Consider the following 18,014-nt stretch of genomic DNA (forward strand, 5'->3'; position numbering starts at 1 on the left):
TTTCCTTTTGGTTGGGATGTCGGCTATTGATCGACCGGCTGCTCGCCGAGCAACTTCAGCGCCTCGGCAAAGGCCCTTATTCCCTGCGCCTGCTTTTTGCCTGCGCAGAACTTGATTGCCTTCTTCTGCAGCGCTCTTGCTTCAGATGCCCTTGCTGTTCCGGTATGTCGTGCCAAGGCATGTTGAACCTGTTGCTGCAGCCTGTTGCACCTTTCCACCCGCGTGAGCAAAGGCCCCGCCGCTAGCCTTTCGGCCGGCATTGCAATGAATACCGCGCCTGCCAGTGCGATTGCCGAAGTGATCGAGGTCATTCGCATGAGTGCCATTCGAACCGAAACGTGCTGAGTCAACCGGAATCAACGATGTTCTTATCGAACCCCGGCATATCGTCCGCTTTTCCCGTTCGTAGATTTTTGTTTCTGGATTGTTGCGACCGCAGAAAACGCATGATCGGCTTCTAGCCAGTCCGGCAGGAGCAATTTAATAAATCTGCATTCATGCCATCCGGGAAACCAGCTTGAAGACCGATGCTCACATTTTGATAGTCGACGATGACCAGGATATCCGCACGCTTCTCCACGATTTTCTGAGGAAGCGCGGGTTGCGGGTGTCGGTCGCATCCGATGGCGAAGAGATGGAAGCCGTTCTGACGAGAATGCCCGTAGACCTTCTGATCCTTGACGTCATGCTTCCGGGCAGAAGCGGCATCGAGATTTGCCGGGATATCCGCATGCGCTCCCGCGTTCCCATCATCATGCTCACCGCCATCAATGAGACGACGGACCGGGTGGTGGGGCTGGAAATGGGGGCGGACGATTATGTTTCCAAGCCCTTCGAGCCGGCCGAGCTTTTGGCCCGCATCAGGGCCGTCCTGCGCCGGCTCGACGTTTCCGCTTCCGCCATGCGGATCGCGCCGCAGATATACCGTTTCGCCGGATGGACACTGGACTGCTCCCGGCGGCGGCTGGTTTCCCCTGACGATGTGCGGGTGGAACTGACCACCGCCGAGTTCAACCTACTGGAAACGCTGGTCAAGAGCGCTCAGCGCGTCCTCAGCCGTGATCAGCTTCTCGAACTCGTCGGCAGCAACGCCGTATACGGTTATGACCGCAGCATCGACATTCTGGTGAGCCGGTTGCGCCGCAAGATGGAGGACAATCCCAGAGCCCCGAAATTGATCCTGACGATCAGGGGCGGCGGTTATCAGTTCGTTCCCGACGTCGTCGCGCAATGAAACGCTTTTTGCCGCGGACCTTGCCGAGCTGGTTGCTGCTCATCTTGATTGCCGGCCTGGTGGCGACACAGACGGCGACGCTCTCCATCGTCTCGCGCGATCGTGCCGACAACAACAATTTCCTTGAGCTTTTCCGGCTAAGCGAGCGGGCCGATACCCTGGTGAAGCTCCTTTATGCGGCACCGGCCGAAAGCCGGCAGAAGCTGGCGGCGAACATTTCCACTCCTTCCCGCCCGGTGTCCCTTTCTGATATTCCCGTCGTCAAATCCGCGATTGCATCCGATGACACAATGGCGGAGCTGGAGGATGTTCTTGTTGCGAGGATGTCAAGCTTCGGGGTTGTGGATGTCCGTATTCGCCGCGACATGCCCGAAACGGAGGCTGCGGCATTCCTGCCCGACCCGGCCGATCAGGGCGCGGGGGTGGTCGAGCAAGAGTTGTCGGATCTGGCCGCCGACTTCAGCCAAAGCGAAAGACTGATGGCCTCGATTCAATTCAGGGACGGCCAGTGGGTGAATTTTTCGACGCCGATCTCTCCGGTGGATCCCATCCTGACGCCACAGACGCTGCCGCTTTACGGCACCGTTGCGGCGCTCGTCATCATCATGTCGATCTGGGCCATGCGCCGCCTGACGGCGCCCTATCAGGTGCTCGAAAAGGCCGTAGAGCGTATCGGCGCGGATGTCAAAAATCCTCCCCTGCCGGAGATCGGCCCGGCCGAGTACAGATCCGCCGCCCGGGCCGTCAATGCGATGCAGGAGCGGCTGAAAGGCTACATCGCCGAGCGGGAGCATCTGGCCGCTGCTCTTGCCCACGATCTCAGGACACCGCTGACGCGCGCGCGGCTGCGGCTCGAGATGCTGCGAAACGCCAAATTGCGCCAGGCCCTAGCAAACGACCTCAATGATATCGACGCTATCGTCAAATCCGTCATCGACTTTGCGAATTATGAAATTGTCGAAGAAGAAAAGGAGAAGATCGATTTCTGGTCGCTGATTGATTCCATCGCGGATGAATATCCGCAGATTTCATTCGGCCCGGACACCGTGCATGCGCGCGGGCTGATATGTTATGGGCAACCGGTCGCCCTGCGCCGGTGCATCACCAACCTCATCGATAATGCCGTCACTTACGGAAAGGCTGTTACCATCGACCTGTTCCAGACCGAACAGGAGATCGTGCTGACCATCGCCGACAGGGGGCCCGGAATACCAAAGGAAAAGCTCGACGAGGTGTTCGAGCCATTCAGCCGGCTGGAGGGCTCGCGCAACCGGAAGACGGGCGGCTTCGGCTTAGGGCTGACGATCGCTCGCGGTATTGCACGACGCGCTGGCGGCGATATCGTGCTGGCGAACGGCCCGGAGGGTGGACTGCAGGCCCGGCTCATCCTGCCCCGCCTGCAGGGATCATCCGGGTCGGGAGTCTCTGCCAACTGAGTGGTTAATAGGCTGACGTGGCTTCCTGACGGAGCCGAAGCGAGTGCGCTGCCTGGGAGACCGTCCCCGTTCACGGGACGAACAACAATCCGTGATCTGAATGTATCTCCCAGTTGCATTGATTTGTCTCAACATGGCTGCGATTTGGCGCAGCGCCCATAAATCTCGCCTATGGGCCGATTTCGCATGGCGGATTTTGCGTATATTATCTAATAACAACAATAAGTTAGCTGCGTCTACACTCGGTATGCTTGTTTTGATGGCGTGGTGGGCTGGCAGGCCAGCCTCGTAAATAGTCTTATGGACGGATTGTCGCAGGGGGCGGGGTTCCGGAGCCGGAATTTGTCTGAATGATGGCCGGGACGATTCGCATTGTGGCTTTTTCGGAAAGCGTATCGAACCGTCCACCCACCCAATCGGCAGGAAATGCAAATGACCGACCTTCCCGGATATCCGAGCCGGCGCAGCTTTTTGAAAGCTTCCGCCGCAAGCGCGGTGCTTTCAGGGCTCCCCATCTCCGCCAAAGCGGAACCGAAGACGCCTCCCGTTCCACTCGAGCAATATGAGCGCCAATATTTCAACGATGTTGAATGGGCCTTCATCCTCGCCGCCACGGCGCGGTTGATCCCATCAGAGGGCGACGGTCCCGGCGCCATCGAAACCCGGGTGCCCGTTTTCATCGATCTCCAGCTTGCCGGCGATTATGGCCGGGCGGATGATTGGTATATGGTCGGGCCGCATGATCCATCAGCTGACCCGATGCTGGGCTGGCAGACGCCGCTCAACCCCGCGCAGCTTTACCGGCAGGCTATCCCGGCCTTCAATGCCTGGTGCGAGCAGACATATGGCGCGGCATTCGCGGCGCTGAATGCGGAACAGCAGGATGCGGCGCTGACGGCTCTTCAGAAAGGCCAGGTTGGCCTGCAGCCTGAGCTGCGCGATTTCTTCACCGTCCTCCTGCAGAACACCAAGGAAGGTTATTTCGCCGATCCCATGTATGGCGGCAATCACGGCATGCAGTCGTGGACCCATATCGGCTTCCCCGGCGCGCGCGCCAACTACAAGGAATGGGTCGAGCGGCACAATATCCGCTACCCGCTGGGTCCCGTTTCGATCAAGGGGGAGAGGGCATAATGGCACGCCAGGAAAAGAAGAAAGACGTGGTCGTCGTCGGCCTCGGCTGGACGGGTGCCATCCTCTCCATGGAACTCGCCCAGGAAGGGCTGGAAATCGTGGCGCTCGAACGCGGGCCCGACCAGAACACGGTCCCCGACTTCAAGTATCCCAACATGATCGACGAGCTGAAATATGGCGTGCGGCTGAAGATGATGCAGCGCGCCAGCCAGCAAACGGTCACGGTGCGCCGCAACCAGGATGAGGTCGCGCTGCCCTATCGCAGCTTCGGCTCCTTCCTGCCGGGCAATGGCGTCGGCGGCGCAGGCACGCACTGGAACGGCCTCAACTGGCGTCCGCAGCCAGAGGAATTGCGGCTGCGCTCCTATGTGCGCGAGCGCTGGGGTGAGCAGATCATTCCCGACGACATGTTGCTGGGCGATTATCCGATCACCTATGACGAACTGGAGCCGTTCTTCGACCGGTTCGAGCGCGTCGCCGGCATTTCCGGCAAGGCCGGCAATATCAAGGGCCAGATCATCGAGGGCGGCAATCCGTTCGAGGGATGGCGCTCGCGTGAATATCCGATGCCGCCGATGCCCACGACCTGGGACGGCAGGAAGTTCGCGGACGCGGCCAAGGCCATGGGATATCATCCGTTCCCGTCGCCCGGCGGTATCGCTTCGACGGCCTATGTCAACGAATATGGCATGCAGATGGGGCCGTGCAATCATTGCGGCTTCTGCGAGCGTTTCGGATGCTATCAATATTCGAAATCCTCGCCGCAAACCGCGATTCTCGATGCACTCAAGCGCATGCCGAATTTCTCCTACCGCACGGGGGCCGAGGTGCTGCGCGTTGAGATGGCGCCTGATGGCAAGACGGCCACCGGCGTGACCTATTTCGACGAAAATAGCCAGGAAGAGGTCTTCCAGCCCGCCGATATCGTCGTCCTGGCGTCGTTCCAGCTCAACAATGTCCATCTGGCGCTGCTTTCGGGCATCGGCCAGCCCTACGACCCGGTGACGGGCGAGGGCGTGACGGGCCGCAATTATGCCTACCAGCTCACCGGCGGCGTGTCGCTCTTCTACAAGAACGAAGAGTTCAATCCGTTCATCGGCACCGGCGCGAACGGCATGTGCATCGATGATTTCGGCGTCAACCAGATCGATTTCGGACGGGAAGGCTTTATCGGCGGCGCTTACTGGCGTGCCGGCCAGACCAACGGGCAGCCGATCCGCAGCATGGCGCTGCCCTCGAATACGCCGAGCTGGGGTGCGGGCTGGAAGAAAGCAATCGCCGAGTGGTACGGCCATGTCATGAATATCGGAACCCACGGTTCCGTCATGTCCTACCGGACCAACCATCTCGACCTCGACCCGACCTACAAGGATCGGCATGGCCGCCCGCTCATGCGGATGACGTTCAACTGGAATCCCAACGATATCCGCATGACGCAGTTCATGAAGCGCAAGGCGGAAGAACTAGCCAAGACCATGAACCCGGACCTGCTGCAATCGTCGTTCAAGAAGGAAGGCGCGCAGTTCGATGTGCGGCCCTATCAGACGACGCACACGACAGGCGGCCACATCATGTCGGACAATCCGCGTGAGGGCGTGGTCAACCGCTATTCGCAGGCATGGGACAAGCACAATGTGTTCATGACCGGCGCGGGCAATTTCGTTCAGAACACGCAGTATAACCCGACCGGCCTTCTCGGCGGACTTGCCTATTCCACCGCGCATGCGATCCGCACACAATATCTGTCCAACCCGCGGCCGCTGATCTGAGGAGAATGGCGATGAAAACTTTTCTGCGCATCATCGGCGTTCTCGTCATCATTGGAATTGCTGCACTCCTGGCCTTCCTGTTCGTGCCTGTGCAACTGACCAAGCCGACGAAGGAACTGGCCGCCGACTGGAAACCCGCCCCCGGACAGGGCGAATATGTGATGTATGCCTCCGACTGCATGGCCTGCCATACGGCGGAGGGCGGCAAGCCCTTTGCCGGCGGACGCCCGATCGCCAGCCCCATGGGCACGATCTGGACCACCAACATCACCCCCGACCCGGAAACCGGTATCGGCAACTGGACGCTCGATCAGTTCCGCGCCGCCCTCTATGACGGCATTCGCGCCGATGGGGCCCATCTCTATCCCGCGATGCCCTATGAGAACTACCGCAAGCTCACCGAGGAGGATGTCCGGGCGCTCTATGATTATTTCATGCACCAGGTCCCGCCGGTGAAGAACGCCGTTCAGGAAACAAAGCTCGGTTTCCCGTTCAACATGCGTTTCGGCATTCGCGCGTGGAATTGGCTGGCTTTGAGGCATGAAGCAGGCTTCACCCCGGCGGGTAAGTCCGAAATGCAGGACCGCGGTCAGTATCTCGTGGAAGGACCGGCCCACTGCGCGGCCTGCCACAGCCCGCGCAATCCGCTGATGATGCAGAGCGGGCTTAAAGCCGGCGACAAGGACTTCCTCACAGGCGGCGTTGTCGATGGCTGGAACGCGCCCTCGCTGCGCGGACCGAACTCCGCTTCGCAGAAATGGTCCATGGAGGAAATGGCGGCCTATCTCGCGACGGGGCGCAACGCGCACTCGACCGCCAATGGTGAGATGGGGTTCGTCGTCAGGGACTCGCTGCAACACCTGACCGATGCGGATAATCTGGCAATTGCAGCCTTCTTGAAGAGCATCGATGGCGGCGAGGTCGAGACGCCGCAGGGCTTTGCCACGAAGGCCTCGACGGCGCTTCCCGCTGCTGAAGCAGATTCCGCCGGTGAAAAGACGGCGACCATGCTGACGGAGGCTTCCCCCTCTATGCCCCTGGGCGCCCGGCTTTACATCGACAATTGCGCCGCTTGTCATTTCGTGACGGGCAAAGGCGCGCCGGGCATCTTCCCCGAGCTTGCCGACAATGATCTGGTGACCGGTTCGGAGGTGAAGCCGCTGATCTCGATCATCCTCAACGGCGCCGAGGTACCTTCGACGCAGAAGCGCCCGATGCGGCTGGTGATGCAGGGCTATGCGGACCGCCTGAGCGACGAAGAAGTCGCGGAACTGGCAAGCTTCGTTCGTTCCGCATGGGGCAATAATGCCAGCGCCGTCAAGGCCTCGGACGTGGCGGCGGTGCGAAACAGCCAACCGCATTGACCGCAATGATGCACCGGCGGCGGGAGTTCCGCCGCCGGCTGAAGGCACCTCACCATTGTCAGGCACTTGAGCAGGATAAAATTGCTGTCAGGCCGCTGATTTCCTCGCCATATTCCTTTATTAGACGGTGCGAGGCCTCCGAACGGGCGTGATGCGGCCCATCCGGAGAATGTGAAAATATGGATAGCGATGCGATAGGCATTGCGGAGAGGAATTGAAATGAGCTGGAAGCCCCACGGACGCCATCTGATTGCCGGGACGTGGACAGCGGGCGAGAAGACCTTCGAGTCGGCGCCTGCGACGGGTCCGTCACATGAATTCGCCGTCGGCACGCCGGAACTGGTCGCCCGCGCCTGCGAGGCCGCCGAGGATGCGTTCTGGACGTATGGCTATACCTCGCGCGAGCAGCGCGCGGCATTTCTTGACGCGATTGCCGATGAAATCGAGGCGCGTGCCGCTGCCATCACCGAGATCGGCACGCAGGAAACCGGCCTGCCCGCAGGCCGTCTGGAAGGCGAGCGTGGCCGCACGACGGGCCAACTGCGTCTTTTCGCCGAGCATATCCGCAAGGGCGAATATCTCGACCGCCGCGTCGATCAGGCGCTGCCTGACCGCAAGCCTCTGCCGCGTCCGGAAATTCGCCTGATGCAGCGTCCGGTCGGCCCGGTCGCGGTATTCGGCGCGTCCAACTTTCCGCTGGCCTTCTCTACCGCCGGCGGCGACACGGCGGCAGCGCTTGCTGCGGGCTGCCCGGTTGTGGTGAAAGGTCACTCGGCCCATCCCGGAACCGGCGAGATCGTAGCCGAGGCCATCCTTGCGGCGATTGAAAAGACCGGCATGCCCAAGGGCGTGTTCAGCCTCATTCAGGGCGGCGACCGCAAGGTGGGCGAGGCGCTCGTCACGCATCCGCTGATCAAGGCTGTTGGCTTCACCGGATCGCTTGCAGGAGGGCGCGCCCTCTTCAATCTCTGTGCGCAGCGGCCGGAGCCGATTCCGTTCTTCGGTGAGCTGGGCTCGGTCAACCCGATGTTCATGCTGCCGCAGGCTGTCAAGGCGCGCGCAAGCTCGCTTGGCGAGGGCTGGGCCGGCTCGCTTACCCTGGGTGCTGGGCAATTCTGCACCAATCCGGGCATTGCCGTCGTCATCGATGGGCCGGACGCGGATAATTTCGTGAACTCCACCCGCGATGCGCTGGAAAAGGTCGCGCCGCAAACCATGCTGACCGACGGTATTGCGAAAGCCTATCAGGATGGCAAGGCCCGCTTCGACAGCCGTAATTCCGTCAAGCCGGTTCTCACCACCCAAAGCACAGGCCGGGAAGCCTCGCCCAATCTTTATGAAACGACGGGCGATGCGTTCCTGGAAGATCACACGCTGGGTGAAGAGGTGTTCGGCCCCCTCGGCGTCGTGGTCCGCGTGCGGTCGGTGGACGAGATGGTTCATCTCGCCAAAGGGCTTGAAGGCCAGCTGACCGTGACATTGCATCTGGATGCCGCAGACGCGGATGACGCCCGCAAACTGCTTCCGGTTCTAGAGCGCAAGGCCGGGCGCATTCTCGCCAACGGTTTTCCCACGGGCGTAGAAGTGGTCGACTCGATGGTCCATGGCGGCCCGTATCCGGCAAGCACCAATTTCGGCGCAACCAGCGTCGGCACCATGTCCATCCGCCGCTTCCTGCGTCCGGTTTCCTACCAGAACATCCCAGCCGATATCCTGGCAGAGGATCTGGCCGGCGCCTGATGGCCGGCCAATGACGTTGGCCTTGCCGCCGTTAGTCGGCTTTCCGGCTGGCAAACGGCGGCAAGGCGCGTCTTCGGGGGTCGTCCGCGTCGCATCGCTCGGGAAGGTCTTTGAGCTATTAGAGCTTTTTGACGGAAGCATGGGTGGGACAGTAACCCCCCTCTGCCCTGCCGGGCATCTCCCCCCTCAAGGGGGGAGATTGGCTGACACGACGCTCCAACCTCGTTCTGCAACGTTTGCGGTTGGTGCCGACATCGATGAAGGTGTAATCTCCCCCCTTGAGGGGGAGATGCCCGGCAGGGCAGAGGGGGGGTGTGCCTCGCGATTCCGTCAAAACATAATATCCCCAACCGAGCATCATCATCCTTCGGAAAACGCTTCCTTGAAGCTTCCGTGACAAAACTGAAAAACAGCTGAAAACATCCGTCAGCAAACTGACATTCACGCCTTCTAAAGAGGTCGCCTAAGAGGCGCTGGCGGGGCCGCAAGGCAGGCTGGCGCACTTCCGACACAGAAGGCGCGCCCATGAAGATCGTCCAGATCACCGATACGCATTTCAGCCCGAACAAGCCGCATTTCAATGGCAATTGGGAGCCGCTGGCTGAGTGGATCGAGGCGGAGCGGCCGGACCTCGTCATCCATACCGGCGATTTGACCGTCGATGGCGCGGACCGGGAAGACGATATCGCCTTTTCCCTTGACCTGATGCGGCAGGTCTCCGCGCCTGTTCTGATCGTCCCGGGCAATCATGATGTCGGCCATCTCCCCGGCTCGCACCAGCCCGTCGATGCCGTGCGGCTCGAGCGCTGGCGGCGGCTGGCCGGGCCGGATTATTGGGCCGAGGATGCGGGCGACTGGCGGCTCATTGGCCTCAACAGTCTGCTGATGGGCTTCGGGGACGCAGAGGAGGACGCGCAGTTCGAATGGCTGCAGAAGCAGCTCAGCGAGCGTAATAGCCGCCGCGTCGCGCTCTTCACCCATAAGCCGCTTTTCGTCGACGAGCCGAATGAAGGCGACACCGGCTATTGGGGCATCCGTCCCGCCCAGCGCCGCCGCCTCTACGATCTCATTGCCCTCCATGACGTCGCGCTCTTTGCCAGCGGACATCTCCACTGGGCGTGGAAAGGCATATTCGGCCAGACCTCGCTCGTCTGGGGACCGTCTGCGGCCTTCATTCTCGACGGAATGGAGCGCGAAATGCCGGGAGAGCGTCTGGTCGGCGCGGTCGTTCACAGTTTCGGAGAAGATGTGGCGAGCGAAATCGTCGCCGTGCCCGGCATGACCGCGCATGTGCTCGATGATGTGGTCGCCGAAGTCTACCCGCATGAGGCCCATAAGGTGCAGAAGAGGGAGCCGGCGGAATGAGCGCGCTTTCGCTGAAAAACATCGCCAAATCCTTCGGCGGAAACGCTATTCTGAAAAGCGTCAGCCTCGATGTCGAGCCGGGCGAATTCATTGCGCTGGTTGGCCCGTCCGGTTGCGGCAAGAGCACGCTGTTGCGCATCCTTGCCGGGCTCGACCACGCCGACAGCGGTGAAATTCGGATCAGCGGTAAGGACATGTCCGCCGTGGCCGCAGCCGACCGCAACATCGCCATGGTGTTCCAGTCCTATGCGCTCTATCCGCATCTGACGGCGGCGGAGAATATCGCCGTGCCGCTCGCCATGCGCCGCCTCACACGGTCGCAACGCCTGCCGCTGATCGGCTCGCTCATGCCGGGGCAGCGCGCCATCCGCGCGAAGATTGCCCGCGACGTGCGGGATATGGCGGCTTCGCTCAAGATCGACCATCTGCTCGACCGCAAGCCGGGCCAGATGTCGGGCGGCCAGCGCCAGCGCGTCGCGCTTGCCCGCGCCATGGTCCGCGAGCCCAGCGTCTTCCTCATGGACGAGCCGCTCTCCAATCTCGACGCAAATTTGCGCGTCCATGCGCGCGGCGAGATTGTAGAGCTTCATAACCGCGCGGGCGTGCCGACCGTCTATGTCACCCACGATCAGGCCGAGGCGCTGTCGATGGCCGACCGCGTGGCGGTCATGATCGGCGGCAATCTCCTGCAGCTCGCCACGCCGCAGGCGATCTATGACGACCCCGCCCATGTCGAGGTCGCTCGCTTCATCGGCCAGCCGCGTATCAACCTCTTGCCCGCGCGGGTGGAAAACGGCACCGTCGCGTTCGGCGATCTGCGGCTTGCGCTTGAAGAAGCCGGCCTCGACGGTGATCCCGTCACGATCGGCATCCGCCTGGAATTCGTCCAGCTCGCGGCGCGCGGACACGGGCTTTCCGCCCATATTGAGCGCATGGAGTTTCTGGGCTCCGAAGTGATCCTTCATTGCCGCCTCGATGCCATTGGCGGGACGGTTGTGGCGAAGCTGACGCCGGCCGAGACGCGGGGGCTCGCCACGGGCCAGCCGGTGGCGCTGGCGCTCGACGCCCATCGCGCCATGGTCTTCGCCGAGGATGGCCGCCGCTTGCGCACATCCGTCATCAGCGCCCAGCCGCACCGGGAGCTCGTTCATGGCTAGCGTTGCATCCCTTGACGTACCAGCGGGTACGCTCGCGCGCCCTGACCGCCGCGAGGCCCGCACCGCATGGCTGCTGGCGCTGCCGGCCATCATCCTCATCATCGTTTTCGTGCTCGCGCCGGTCGCCGCCGTCATTTTCCTGGGCTTCACCGATTTCGAACTAGGCTACGGCACGTTCCGGTTCGTCGGCTTCGAGAATTATGCCGATCTCCTCACCGACCGCACCTTCCGCAAATCGCTGTGGAACACGGCGGTCTATACGGCCATCGTCGCGCCCGTCTCGATGGTGCTGGGGCTCGGCATAGCGCTGCTGATCGAGAGCGAGACATGGGGGAAGAGCTTCTTCCGCACCGCCTATTTCCTACCCGTCGCCTCGCTGATCGTCGCCATGGCGACCGTCTGGCAATATCTGTTTCATCCGACCATCGGTCCGATCAATGCGCTGCTGGCGCTTGCCGGCATCGCCGGGCCGAACTGGCTCGGCAGTTCCGGTACCGTTCTCTACAGCCTGTCGATCATCGGCATCTGGCAGTCCGCCGGCTTCAACATGGTGCTGTTCCTTGCCGGGCTCACCGCGATCCCTCGCGAGCTCTATGCCGCCGCTGAAATGGATGGGGCGCGGTCGGCCTTCGACCGTTTCCGCCTCGTCACCTGGCCGATGCTGGGGCCGACCACGCTTTTCGTCCTCACCATCAGCATCACCAATGCCGTCAAGGTCTTCGAGACCGTCAAGACACTGACCGATGGCGGGCCGAACAAGGCCTCCGAAGTGCTGCTTTTCACCATCTATCAGGAAGGCTTCGTCTACCTGCGCGTTGGCTATGCCTCGGCCATGACCGTGGTCTTCCTCGCCATTCTCGTGGTGCTGATGTTCCTCCAGTATCGCGTCCTCGACCGCCGGGTGCATTACACATGACAAACGCCTTCACCCTAGGCAGGGCCGTCCGCCTGACGCTGCTCTTGTCAGGCGCGATCCTCTTCCTTGCGCCTTATGTCTTCATGATCTCGACATCAGGCAAGGCGCAGAGCGATATCTTCACCTCGGCCCTGTCGCTGATCCCGGCGGAGTTCCATTATATCGAGAACTTTGCGAAGGCGCTGAGCCGCGTACCCATGGGTACGCTCCTGTGGAACGGCGTCGTCGTCTGCGGGCTCATCTTCTTCATCCAGGTGCTGGTGGCGATCCCCTGTGCCTATGCCATGGCGCAGCTGAAGTTCCGCGCCGCCAGGGCGATGATGGTGCTGGTCATGCTCGGCTTGCTGGTGCCGATCCATGCGACCGCGCTGCCTCTCTATGTGGCTTTCGACAGCCTGTCGCTCCTCAACAGCTACACCTCGCTCGTCGCACCCTTCACTATCTCGGTGTTCGCGATCTTCATGTTCCTGCAATTCTTCCGCGCCATGCCTGACGATCTCATCCAAGCCGCCCGCCTCGACGGCATGTCGGAGCTTGGCATCCTTGCCCGCGTGATCGTCCCGAACGCATGGCCCCCCGTCACTGCCTTCGCCATCTTCTCGGTGGTCGCGCACTGGAACGATCTCTACTGGCCGCTGGTCGTTATCTCCAAGCAGGAATACGCCACCCCGCCTTTGGGCCTCATGTATTTCCGCGCCGCCGAAGCCGGCGACGATTACGGCGCGCTGATGGCCGCGACCCTCATCATCACCCTTCCCCTCGTCGTCGCGTTCCTCGCGGCACAGAAGCGCTTCGTCGAGGGCATCACCATGACCGGCCTCAAGGGCTGAGCGCCGGCTTTCAACCCCAAGGAAACCCAAGCGATGAAGCATATCCCGCAATTTATCGCCGCCGCCGCCCTCGCCATGGCGGTGTCGGCCCCGGCGAAAGCCGAAACGACGCTGACGGTGCATTATCCCATGCCTGGCTTCTTCAAGGACGTGATGGACACGATCTCGAAGAAGTTCATGGAAGAGAACCCTGACATCAAGATCCAGTTCGCCAGCCCCTCGGCCACCTATGAGGAGGGCATCCAGACAATCCTGCGCCAGGCGGGCACCGACGCGCAGCCGGATATCACCTTTATCGGCCTCAATCGCCTGCGCATGATCGACGAGCGCAATGTCGCCGTCGATCTCGGGCCGCTCATTGCCAAAGACGGCGATATGGCCGAACAGGGCTTCTCGGACACGATCCTGAAGCTCGCTCAAGTGAAGGGCAAGCAGATCGGCCTCGCCTTCGCCACCTCCAACCCGATCATGTATTACAATGCCGATCTGGTGAAGGCGGCAGGCGGCGATCCCGACAATCCGCCGAAGACCTGGGATGAAGTCATCGCGCTCGGCGGCAAGATCAAGGCGCTCGGCAATGGCGTCGATGGCATCGACTTCCGCTGGCAGGGCGACGACTGGATGTTCTCCGCGCTTCTCTTCGGCGCGGGCGGCAGGATGCTGAACGAGGACGAGAGCAAGGTCGCCTTCAACGGTCCCGAAGGCCAGAAGGCCGTCGAAATCCTCGACCGCATGGTCAAGGAAGGCGGCATGCCCGTCTTCACCAAGCCGGCGGGCGAGCAGGCTTTCGCGGCGGGCAAGGTCGGTTTCTCCTTCCAGACTACCGGCGCGCTTATCAATACGATCAAGAATGTCGGCGACAAATTCGACCTGCGCACCGCGAAAATCCCACTGATCGACCCGGAAAAGGGCCGCCTGCCGACCGGCGGCAATGCGGTGGTCATCCTGACCAAGGACCCGGTGAAGCAGGAAGCCGCGTGGAAATTCGCCAAATTCGCCGCCGGTCCCTACGGCGCGTCGGTCGTGGTTCCCGGCACCGGCTATGTGCCGAACAACGAGCTTGCCGCCAAATCCCCGGAATATCTCGGCGATTTCTACATGAAGAACCCGCTGTTCCAGGCGAGTCTCAATCAGATGCCGCTGATGGTTCCCTGGTATGCCTTCCCGGGCTCGAACGGCGTCAAGGTCACGCAGACCATTGTCGACAATCTGTCGCGCATCGTAGACCAGTCGGCCACGCCGCAGGAAGCGCTGGATGATGCCGCGGCGGATGTGCAGGATTTGCTGCCGCGCAAGTAATTTTCCGAAAGAGCAAAACGATCTCGCCGCCCGTCACCGGGCGACGCTTTTCTAGCCCGCGTTAAGATCACGCACCGTCCCCCCGGCCCGCAGGCGATATGGCACCGTCAGGTGCCGCGCGGGAGCGGCGTTCTCGGCCATGTCGAGAAGCAGCGAAGCCGCCGCTGCGCCCATGGTCGCGTCCGGCATCTCGACCGTGGTGAGTGGCGGGTCCATCAGCCGGCCGATGGCAATGCCGTCGAAGCCCGCAACGGATACATCCCGCGGAATGGAAAGACCTAGGCGGCGCAGCGCCCCAATGACGCCACAAGCGAGAAGATCGTTCGAGGCGATGATGGCGGTGGGCTCGAGTTGCGCCATCGGCACCGTCAGGTCGAGATGTTCGTAGCTGTTGAGAAATGGGATTTCATGCGCCTCGAGCGGAGCCAACCCCGCCGTCTCCATCGCGCGGCAATATCCGTGATAGCGCGCGAGCGCGCGGTCGGAAGCCCCGAACTGCCCCGAGACGAATAGAATGCGGCTATGTCCGTGTTTCAGCAGGAACTCGGTGAGCTCCCGGCCCGCGAGAAAATTATCCGTCGTCACCGCCGCCGCAAATTGCGCGGTCGGGCGGTTGTTGAGAAGCACCGCCGGCGGCAATTGCATCGCCAGCGCCGGGCTGCGGTGCGGGTCGCAGACGGTCAGGATCAACCCGGTCGGGCGTTCGCGGATGAGCGAAGCGACCGCATCGGCCTCCTGTGCCGGGTCGTAGTTCGACTGGGCAATCAGCACGCTATGCCCGGCCACGAGCATACGCTGCTCAATGCTCGACAGGGAGGCCGCGAAGACGGGATTGGTGATGCTCGGGATCAGCACACCGATGACAGGGCGCTTTCGCCCGAAGCCCGAAGCGCGGCCCACCGGGCGATAACCGAGCTCCGCCGCCGCCCGGCGCACGCGACGCACCATCGCCTCACTCGCCGGACCGGCCCTGTTGAGCACCCGATAGGCAGTCGCAACCGAGCATCCGGCGCGAATGGCGATTTGCTGGAGCGTGGACATTCGATCCTCGCGTTTTGCGCTGCCGCGCAGGAATTCCCGGCGCAAATGCTTTTAAACGAGGCTGCCTGATAATCCCGCCTTATGACATCAGTTTGAATGCCGGCACGCGGACGAATTTAACGGGCATATCAGCGCGCGTAGTGTACAAGTTATACCGTGCATTCATTGAAAACTAAATTTCTGTTTGTTGTGGTTTGTACGTCTTTTATTAATCAATTAGAATGTATTCATTGCTAAAATCCTATAATTTTATTGTAATAGTCAAATTACATCTTGAATAATTTCGAGAATCATCCTTTATGTTACTTCAGTCGACGGGTCGCTCCTCCCACTCTTCACGTCGACTGTTCCCCTCTGGAGGTCATAACCTTCAGCATTGGCCGGGCTGAAAAGTCCGGCCTTTTTTATTTGCGGAGATGATGAAGAGGCGAGCGCTTGTATCACGGCACGCGTCAATAAGGGAAAAAGTAAGTTACGGCTCGCTACGAACACGCTGGATGAAATGCCAGAGGCTGACCCCCGCGGAAAGAAGCATGGCGCCTATAAATGAATATTGGCCGGTGGTGATTGCCGCGATGCCCGAGGCGACGGTGCCGATCAGGCCCAGAGTTTCCGGCTTCGCCACAATCGAGCCGATGGAGGCGCTGCTTTGCCAGGCCTTGCCCGGCGCGGGTTCCCCCGGGACAATGGCGGGGCCGCCACTGTTGCCGGTGGCGAGCGCCAGGGCGCGCGTCCTGACGCGCCCGACCCGGTTCGTCCAGCCATTCCCGAACACGCTGAAGGTCGATAGCGTTTGGAGCCAGGCCAGGCGTCTGTCGCAGAGCGTGTTGATGAGATAATCCACGCTTTGGTTGTTGACGGCCTGGATTGTATGAATACCAATCAACCCGTCGGGATCGGCGCCGACAATTGCCTGCAGGGTCATCGACGCCCGCGGCACCCCGGAATTGACGGCGAAGTCGAACATCGCGTAATCGAGCCCGGCAGGCAGGCTGTCTGCGCTGATCCTGTTCCAATATTCGGTCTTGTAGATCTGCTGGGCTTCCTGGCGGTTCAAATCCTCCACGTCTTCCAGCGTGGCCGGATGGCCTTCCCACGCCGAAAGCGTCGCCTGGGTGATACCCATATTGGTGGCGCCGCCGGGATCAGCCGGATTATTGGAAAATCCTCCTTCCTCTGCAAAGATATATTGGATGCATTTGGGAAAGATACCTTGAGCCATCCCGGTTCCTTTCAACTATCGACCCATGCACTATGAAGTCTATGGTGATAAAGTTGAAAACTTCCATAATTTAGCTCAGTACTTTTATTTCTTGATGCTGATGAGTATAGGTTGTTAGCTTTAAATTTACATCTATGCTGTAGATTTAATCCCATCCCAAATCGGAAAGCGCCGGTATTTTTGAAAGATCGGGAAGATTTAGGATTGGAGGAGTGCGGTAGATGGTGGCCGGGACGGGCCCTATGAGAACGGCGCGGTAGGAACGTTTGCGTTGTCTTATTCGTGCGGTCCGTGCGCGGATCATCTGAAGTTTCGATTGCCGTAATTTTCCATAAAACCGATTGGAAAGCCAAGCACGTTTCCTCTTCGATTTCTTCATGTCAGCCATATGCTATCCCCCTCTTCTTGCCTATATGCGCAACGATATTAGCCAGCGACCGAAAGCAATCTTTGTAACCTTATAGGTTAGAAATTTATGATGCAACTCTGTTTAATTAAACTTTTATAGGTCAAGTAATTTGTTTACTTTACTTTAAATATAGTTAACGCCGCTGCTGAGCCAGCCATAGGCGGAACCAGCGAAATGGAGGCGCGTTAACGAAATTGGATGCAAATTTGCCGGGTAGAACCAAGATGCAGCCGATGCCGAGGGCGAACTGGAAGGGATATCTCAAGGTCGGGGAGCTCGTGTGCCCGGTGGCGCTTTACACGGCTGCCTCTAAATCCGAGCGCATTAGCCTGCATATGCTCAACCGCGAAACGCATCACCGGCTGAGACGGCAATTCGTCGACAGCCAGACCGGCAAGCCGGTGGAGCGGGAAGAGCAGGCCAAGGGATATGAGATCGCCAAGGACGAATATTTGATGCTGGAGCCGGAAGAAATCGCCTCCGCCGTCCCCGAAAGCGACAAGACGCTTGCGGTCTCCGATTTCATCCCCTGCAAGGAAATCGACGATCTCTATTTCGACAAGCCCTATTATCTCGCCCCTTCGGACAACCGCGCCGCCGAAGCCTTCGTACTGATCCGCGAGGGAATGCGCGAGCAAAATGTCGCGGCGTTGGCGGAGGCCGTGCTCTTCCGCCGGGTCCGCTCTCTGCTGATCCGGGCTGAAGGCGACGGGCTGATCGCCACGACGCTCAATTTCGATTATGAGGTGCGCTCGGCCAAGGATGCCTTCGATGACGTGCCTGACATGAAGATCAAGGGCGAGATGCTCGACCTCGCCAAGCACATCATCAAGACCAAGATGGGCAAGTTCAATCCCGCCGAATATGAGGACCGCTACGAAGCGGCGCTTTCCGAGCTGGTGAAAGCCAAGATGGAGGGCAGACCGGTCGAGGCGAAGAAGGCGAAGCCAGCCGCCAAGGTGGTCGATCTCATGCAGGCCTTGCGCGAAAGCGCCGGCATGGACGAAAAGAAAAAGGCGCCTCCCGCCGCCAAAAAGCGTACCCGGCGCGCCAAGCCCGAAAAGCCTGCGGCTGCAGCCAGGCGCAAGGCAGGATAAG

The 18,014-nt window shown here is 60.6% G+C and carries 15 protein-coding genes; 12 read left to right on the top strand and 3 right to left on the bottom strand.

All coding sequences use genetic code 11. The features are described from left to right. Positions 1-23: 23 nt before the first annotated feature. The gene (locus tag ACOWVG_RS17085) at positions 24-311 is read right to left on the bottom strand and encodes a hypothetical protein (protein ID WP_420963535.1); all 288 of its coding nucleotides are present in this window, start codon (positions 309-311) and stop codon (positions 24-26) included. 206 nt (positions 312-517) lie between these two features. On the opposite strand from ACOWVG_RS17085, the gene ACOWVG_RS17090 reads away from it, so the two are divergent. From ACOWVG_RS17090 to ACOWVG_RS17140, 11 genes are all read left to right on the top strand, one after another. Beyond that, the gene (locus tag ACOWVG_RS17090) at positions 518-1,234 is read left to right on the top strand and encodes a response regulator (protein ID WP_420963536.1); all 717 of its coding nucleotides are present in this window, start codon (positions 518-520) and stop codon (positions 1,232-1,234) included. Continuing rightward, entirely contained in the window at positions 1,231-2,670 is a 1,440-nt protein-coding gene (locus ACOWVG_RS17095) for an ATP-binding protein (protein WP_420963537.1), read from the top strand. Before ACOWVG_RS17090 ends, ACOWVG_RS17095 begins: the two co-directional genes overlap by 4 nt. A gap of 432 nt (positions 2,671-3,102) precedes the next feature. Beyond that, a complete protein-coding gene (locus ACOWVG_RS17100; protein ID WP_420963538.1) occupies positions 3,103-3,804 on the top strand; it encodes a gluconate 2-dehydrogenase subunit 3 family protein in 702 nt (233 codons plus the stop codon). Beyond that, positions 3,804-5,573, top strand: coding sequence for a GMC family oxidoreductase (locus ACOWVG_RS17105; protein WP_420963539.1), 1,770 nt, complete (start codon positions 3,804-3,806; stop codon positions 5,571-5,573). Before ACOWVG_RS17100 ends, ACOWVG_RS17105 begins: the two co-directional genes overlap by 1 nt. Before the next feature lie 11 nt (positions 5,574-5,584). Further along, positions 5,585-6,937 (top strand): cytochrome c, encoded by a 1,353-nt coding sequence (locus ACOWVG_RS17110; RefSeq protein ID WP_420963540.1) that lies wholly within the window; start codon positions 5,585-5,587, stop codon positions 6,935-6,937. 219 nt (positions 6,938-7,156) lie between these two features. Beyond that, positions 7,157-8,677: an aldehyde dehydrogenase (NADP(+)) gene (locus ACOWVG_RS17115; RefSeq protein WP_420963541.1), complete on the top strand. Its 1,521-nt coding sequence runs from the start codon at positions 7,157-7,159 to the stop codon at positions 8,675-8,677. A 525-nt stretch (positions 8,678-9,202) separates the two neighbouring features. Next, a complete protein-coding gene (locus ACOWVG_RS17120; RefSeq protein ID WP_420963542.1) occupies positions 9,203-10,042 on the top strand; it encodes a metallophosphoesterase family protein in 840 nt (279 codons plus the stop codon). Continuing rightward, the gene (locus ACOWVG_RS17125) at positions 10,039-11,199 is read left to right on the top strand and encodes an ABC transporter ATP-binding protein (protein WP_420963543.1); all 1,161 of its coding nucleotides are present in this window, start codon (positions 10,039-10,041) and stop codon (positions 11,197-11,199) included. The genes ACOWVG_RS17120 and ACOWVG_RS17125 overlap by 4 nt, the downstream gene beginning before the upstream one ends. Next, positions 11,192-12,115 carry a carbohydrate ABC transporter permease gene (locus ACOWVG_RS17130; RefSeq protein ID WP_420963544.1) on the top strand — a complete coding sequence of 308 codons (924 nt, stop codon included), beginning with the start codon at positions 11,192-11,194 and terminating at the stop codon, positions 12,113-12,115. The genes ACOWVG_RS17125 and ACOWVG_RS17130 overlap by 8 nt, the downstream gene beginning before the upstream one ends. Continuing rightward, positions 12,112-12,945 carry a carbohydrate ABC transporter permease gene (locus ACOWVG_RS17135; RefSeq protein ID WP_420963545.1) on the top strand — a complete coding sequence of 278 codons (834 nt, stop codon included), beginning with the start codon at positions 12,112-12,114 and terminating at the stop codon, positions 12,943-12,945. Before ACOWVG_RS17130 ends, ACOWVG_RS17135 begins: the two co-directional genes overlap by 4 nt. A 33-nt stretch (positions 12,946-12,978) precedes the next feature. Next, positions 12,979-14,244, top strand: a complete 1,266-nt coding sequence (locus ACOWVG_RS17140; protein ID WP_420963546.1) for an ABC transporter substrate-binding protein — start codon at positions 12,979-12,981, stop codon at positions 14,242-14,244. Between the two features lie 51 nt (positions 14,245-14,295). Here ACOWVG_RS17140 and ACOWVG_RS17145 read toward each other — a convergent pair whose 3' ends face one another. Next, positions 14,296-15,285, bottom strand: coding sequence for a substrate-binding domain-containing protein (locus ACOWVG_RS17145; protein WP_420963547.1), 990 nt, complete (start codon positions 15,283-15,285; stop codon positions 14,296-14,298). A gap of 472 nt (positions 15,286-15,757) precedes the next feature. After that, the gene (locus tag ACOWVG_RS17150) at positions 15,758-16,507 is read right to left on the bottom strand and encodes a glycoside hydrolase family 108 protein (protein ID WP_420963548.1); all 750 of its coding nucleotides are present in this window, start codon (positions 16,505-16,507) and stop codon (positions 15,758-15,760) included. Between the two features lie 642 nt (positions 16,508-17,149). Here ACOWVG_RS17150 and ACOWVG_RS17155 point away from each other — a divergent pair. Further along, on the top strand, positions 17,150-18,013 hold the full coding sequence (locus ACOWVG_RS17155; protein ID WP_420963580.1) for a Ku protein: 864 nt from the start codon (positions 17,150-17,152) through the stop codon (positions 18,011-18,013). Position 18,014 lies beyond the last annotated feature (1 nt).

The sequence above is a fragment of the Brucella sp. IR073 genome (genome assembly GCF_049065735.1).
Classification (GTDB): domain Bacteria; phylum Pseudomonadota; class Alphaproteobacteria; order Rhizobiales; family Rhizobiaceae; genus Paramesorhizobium.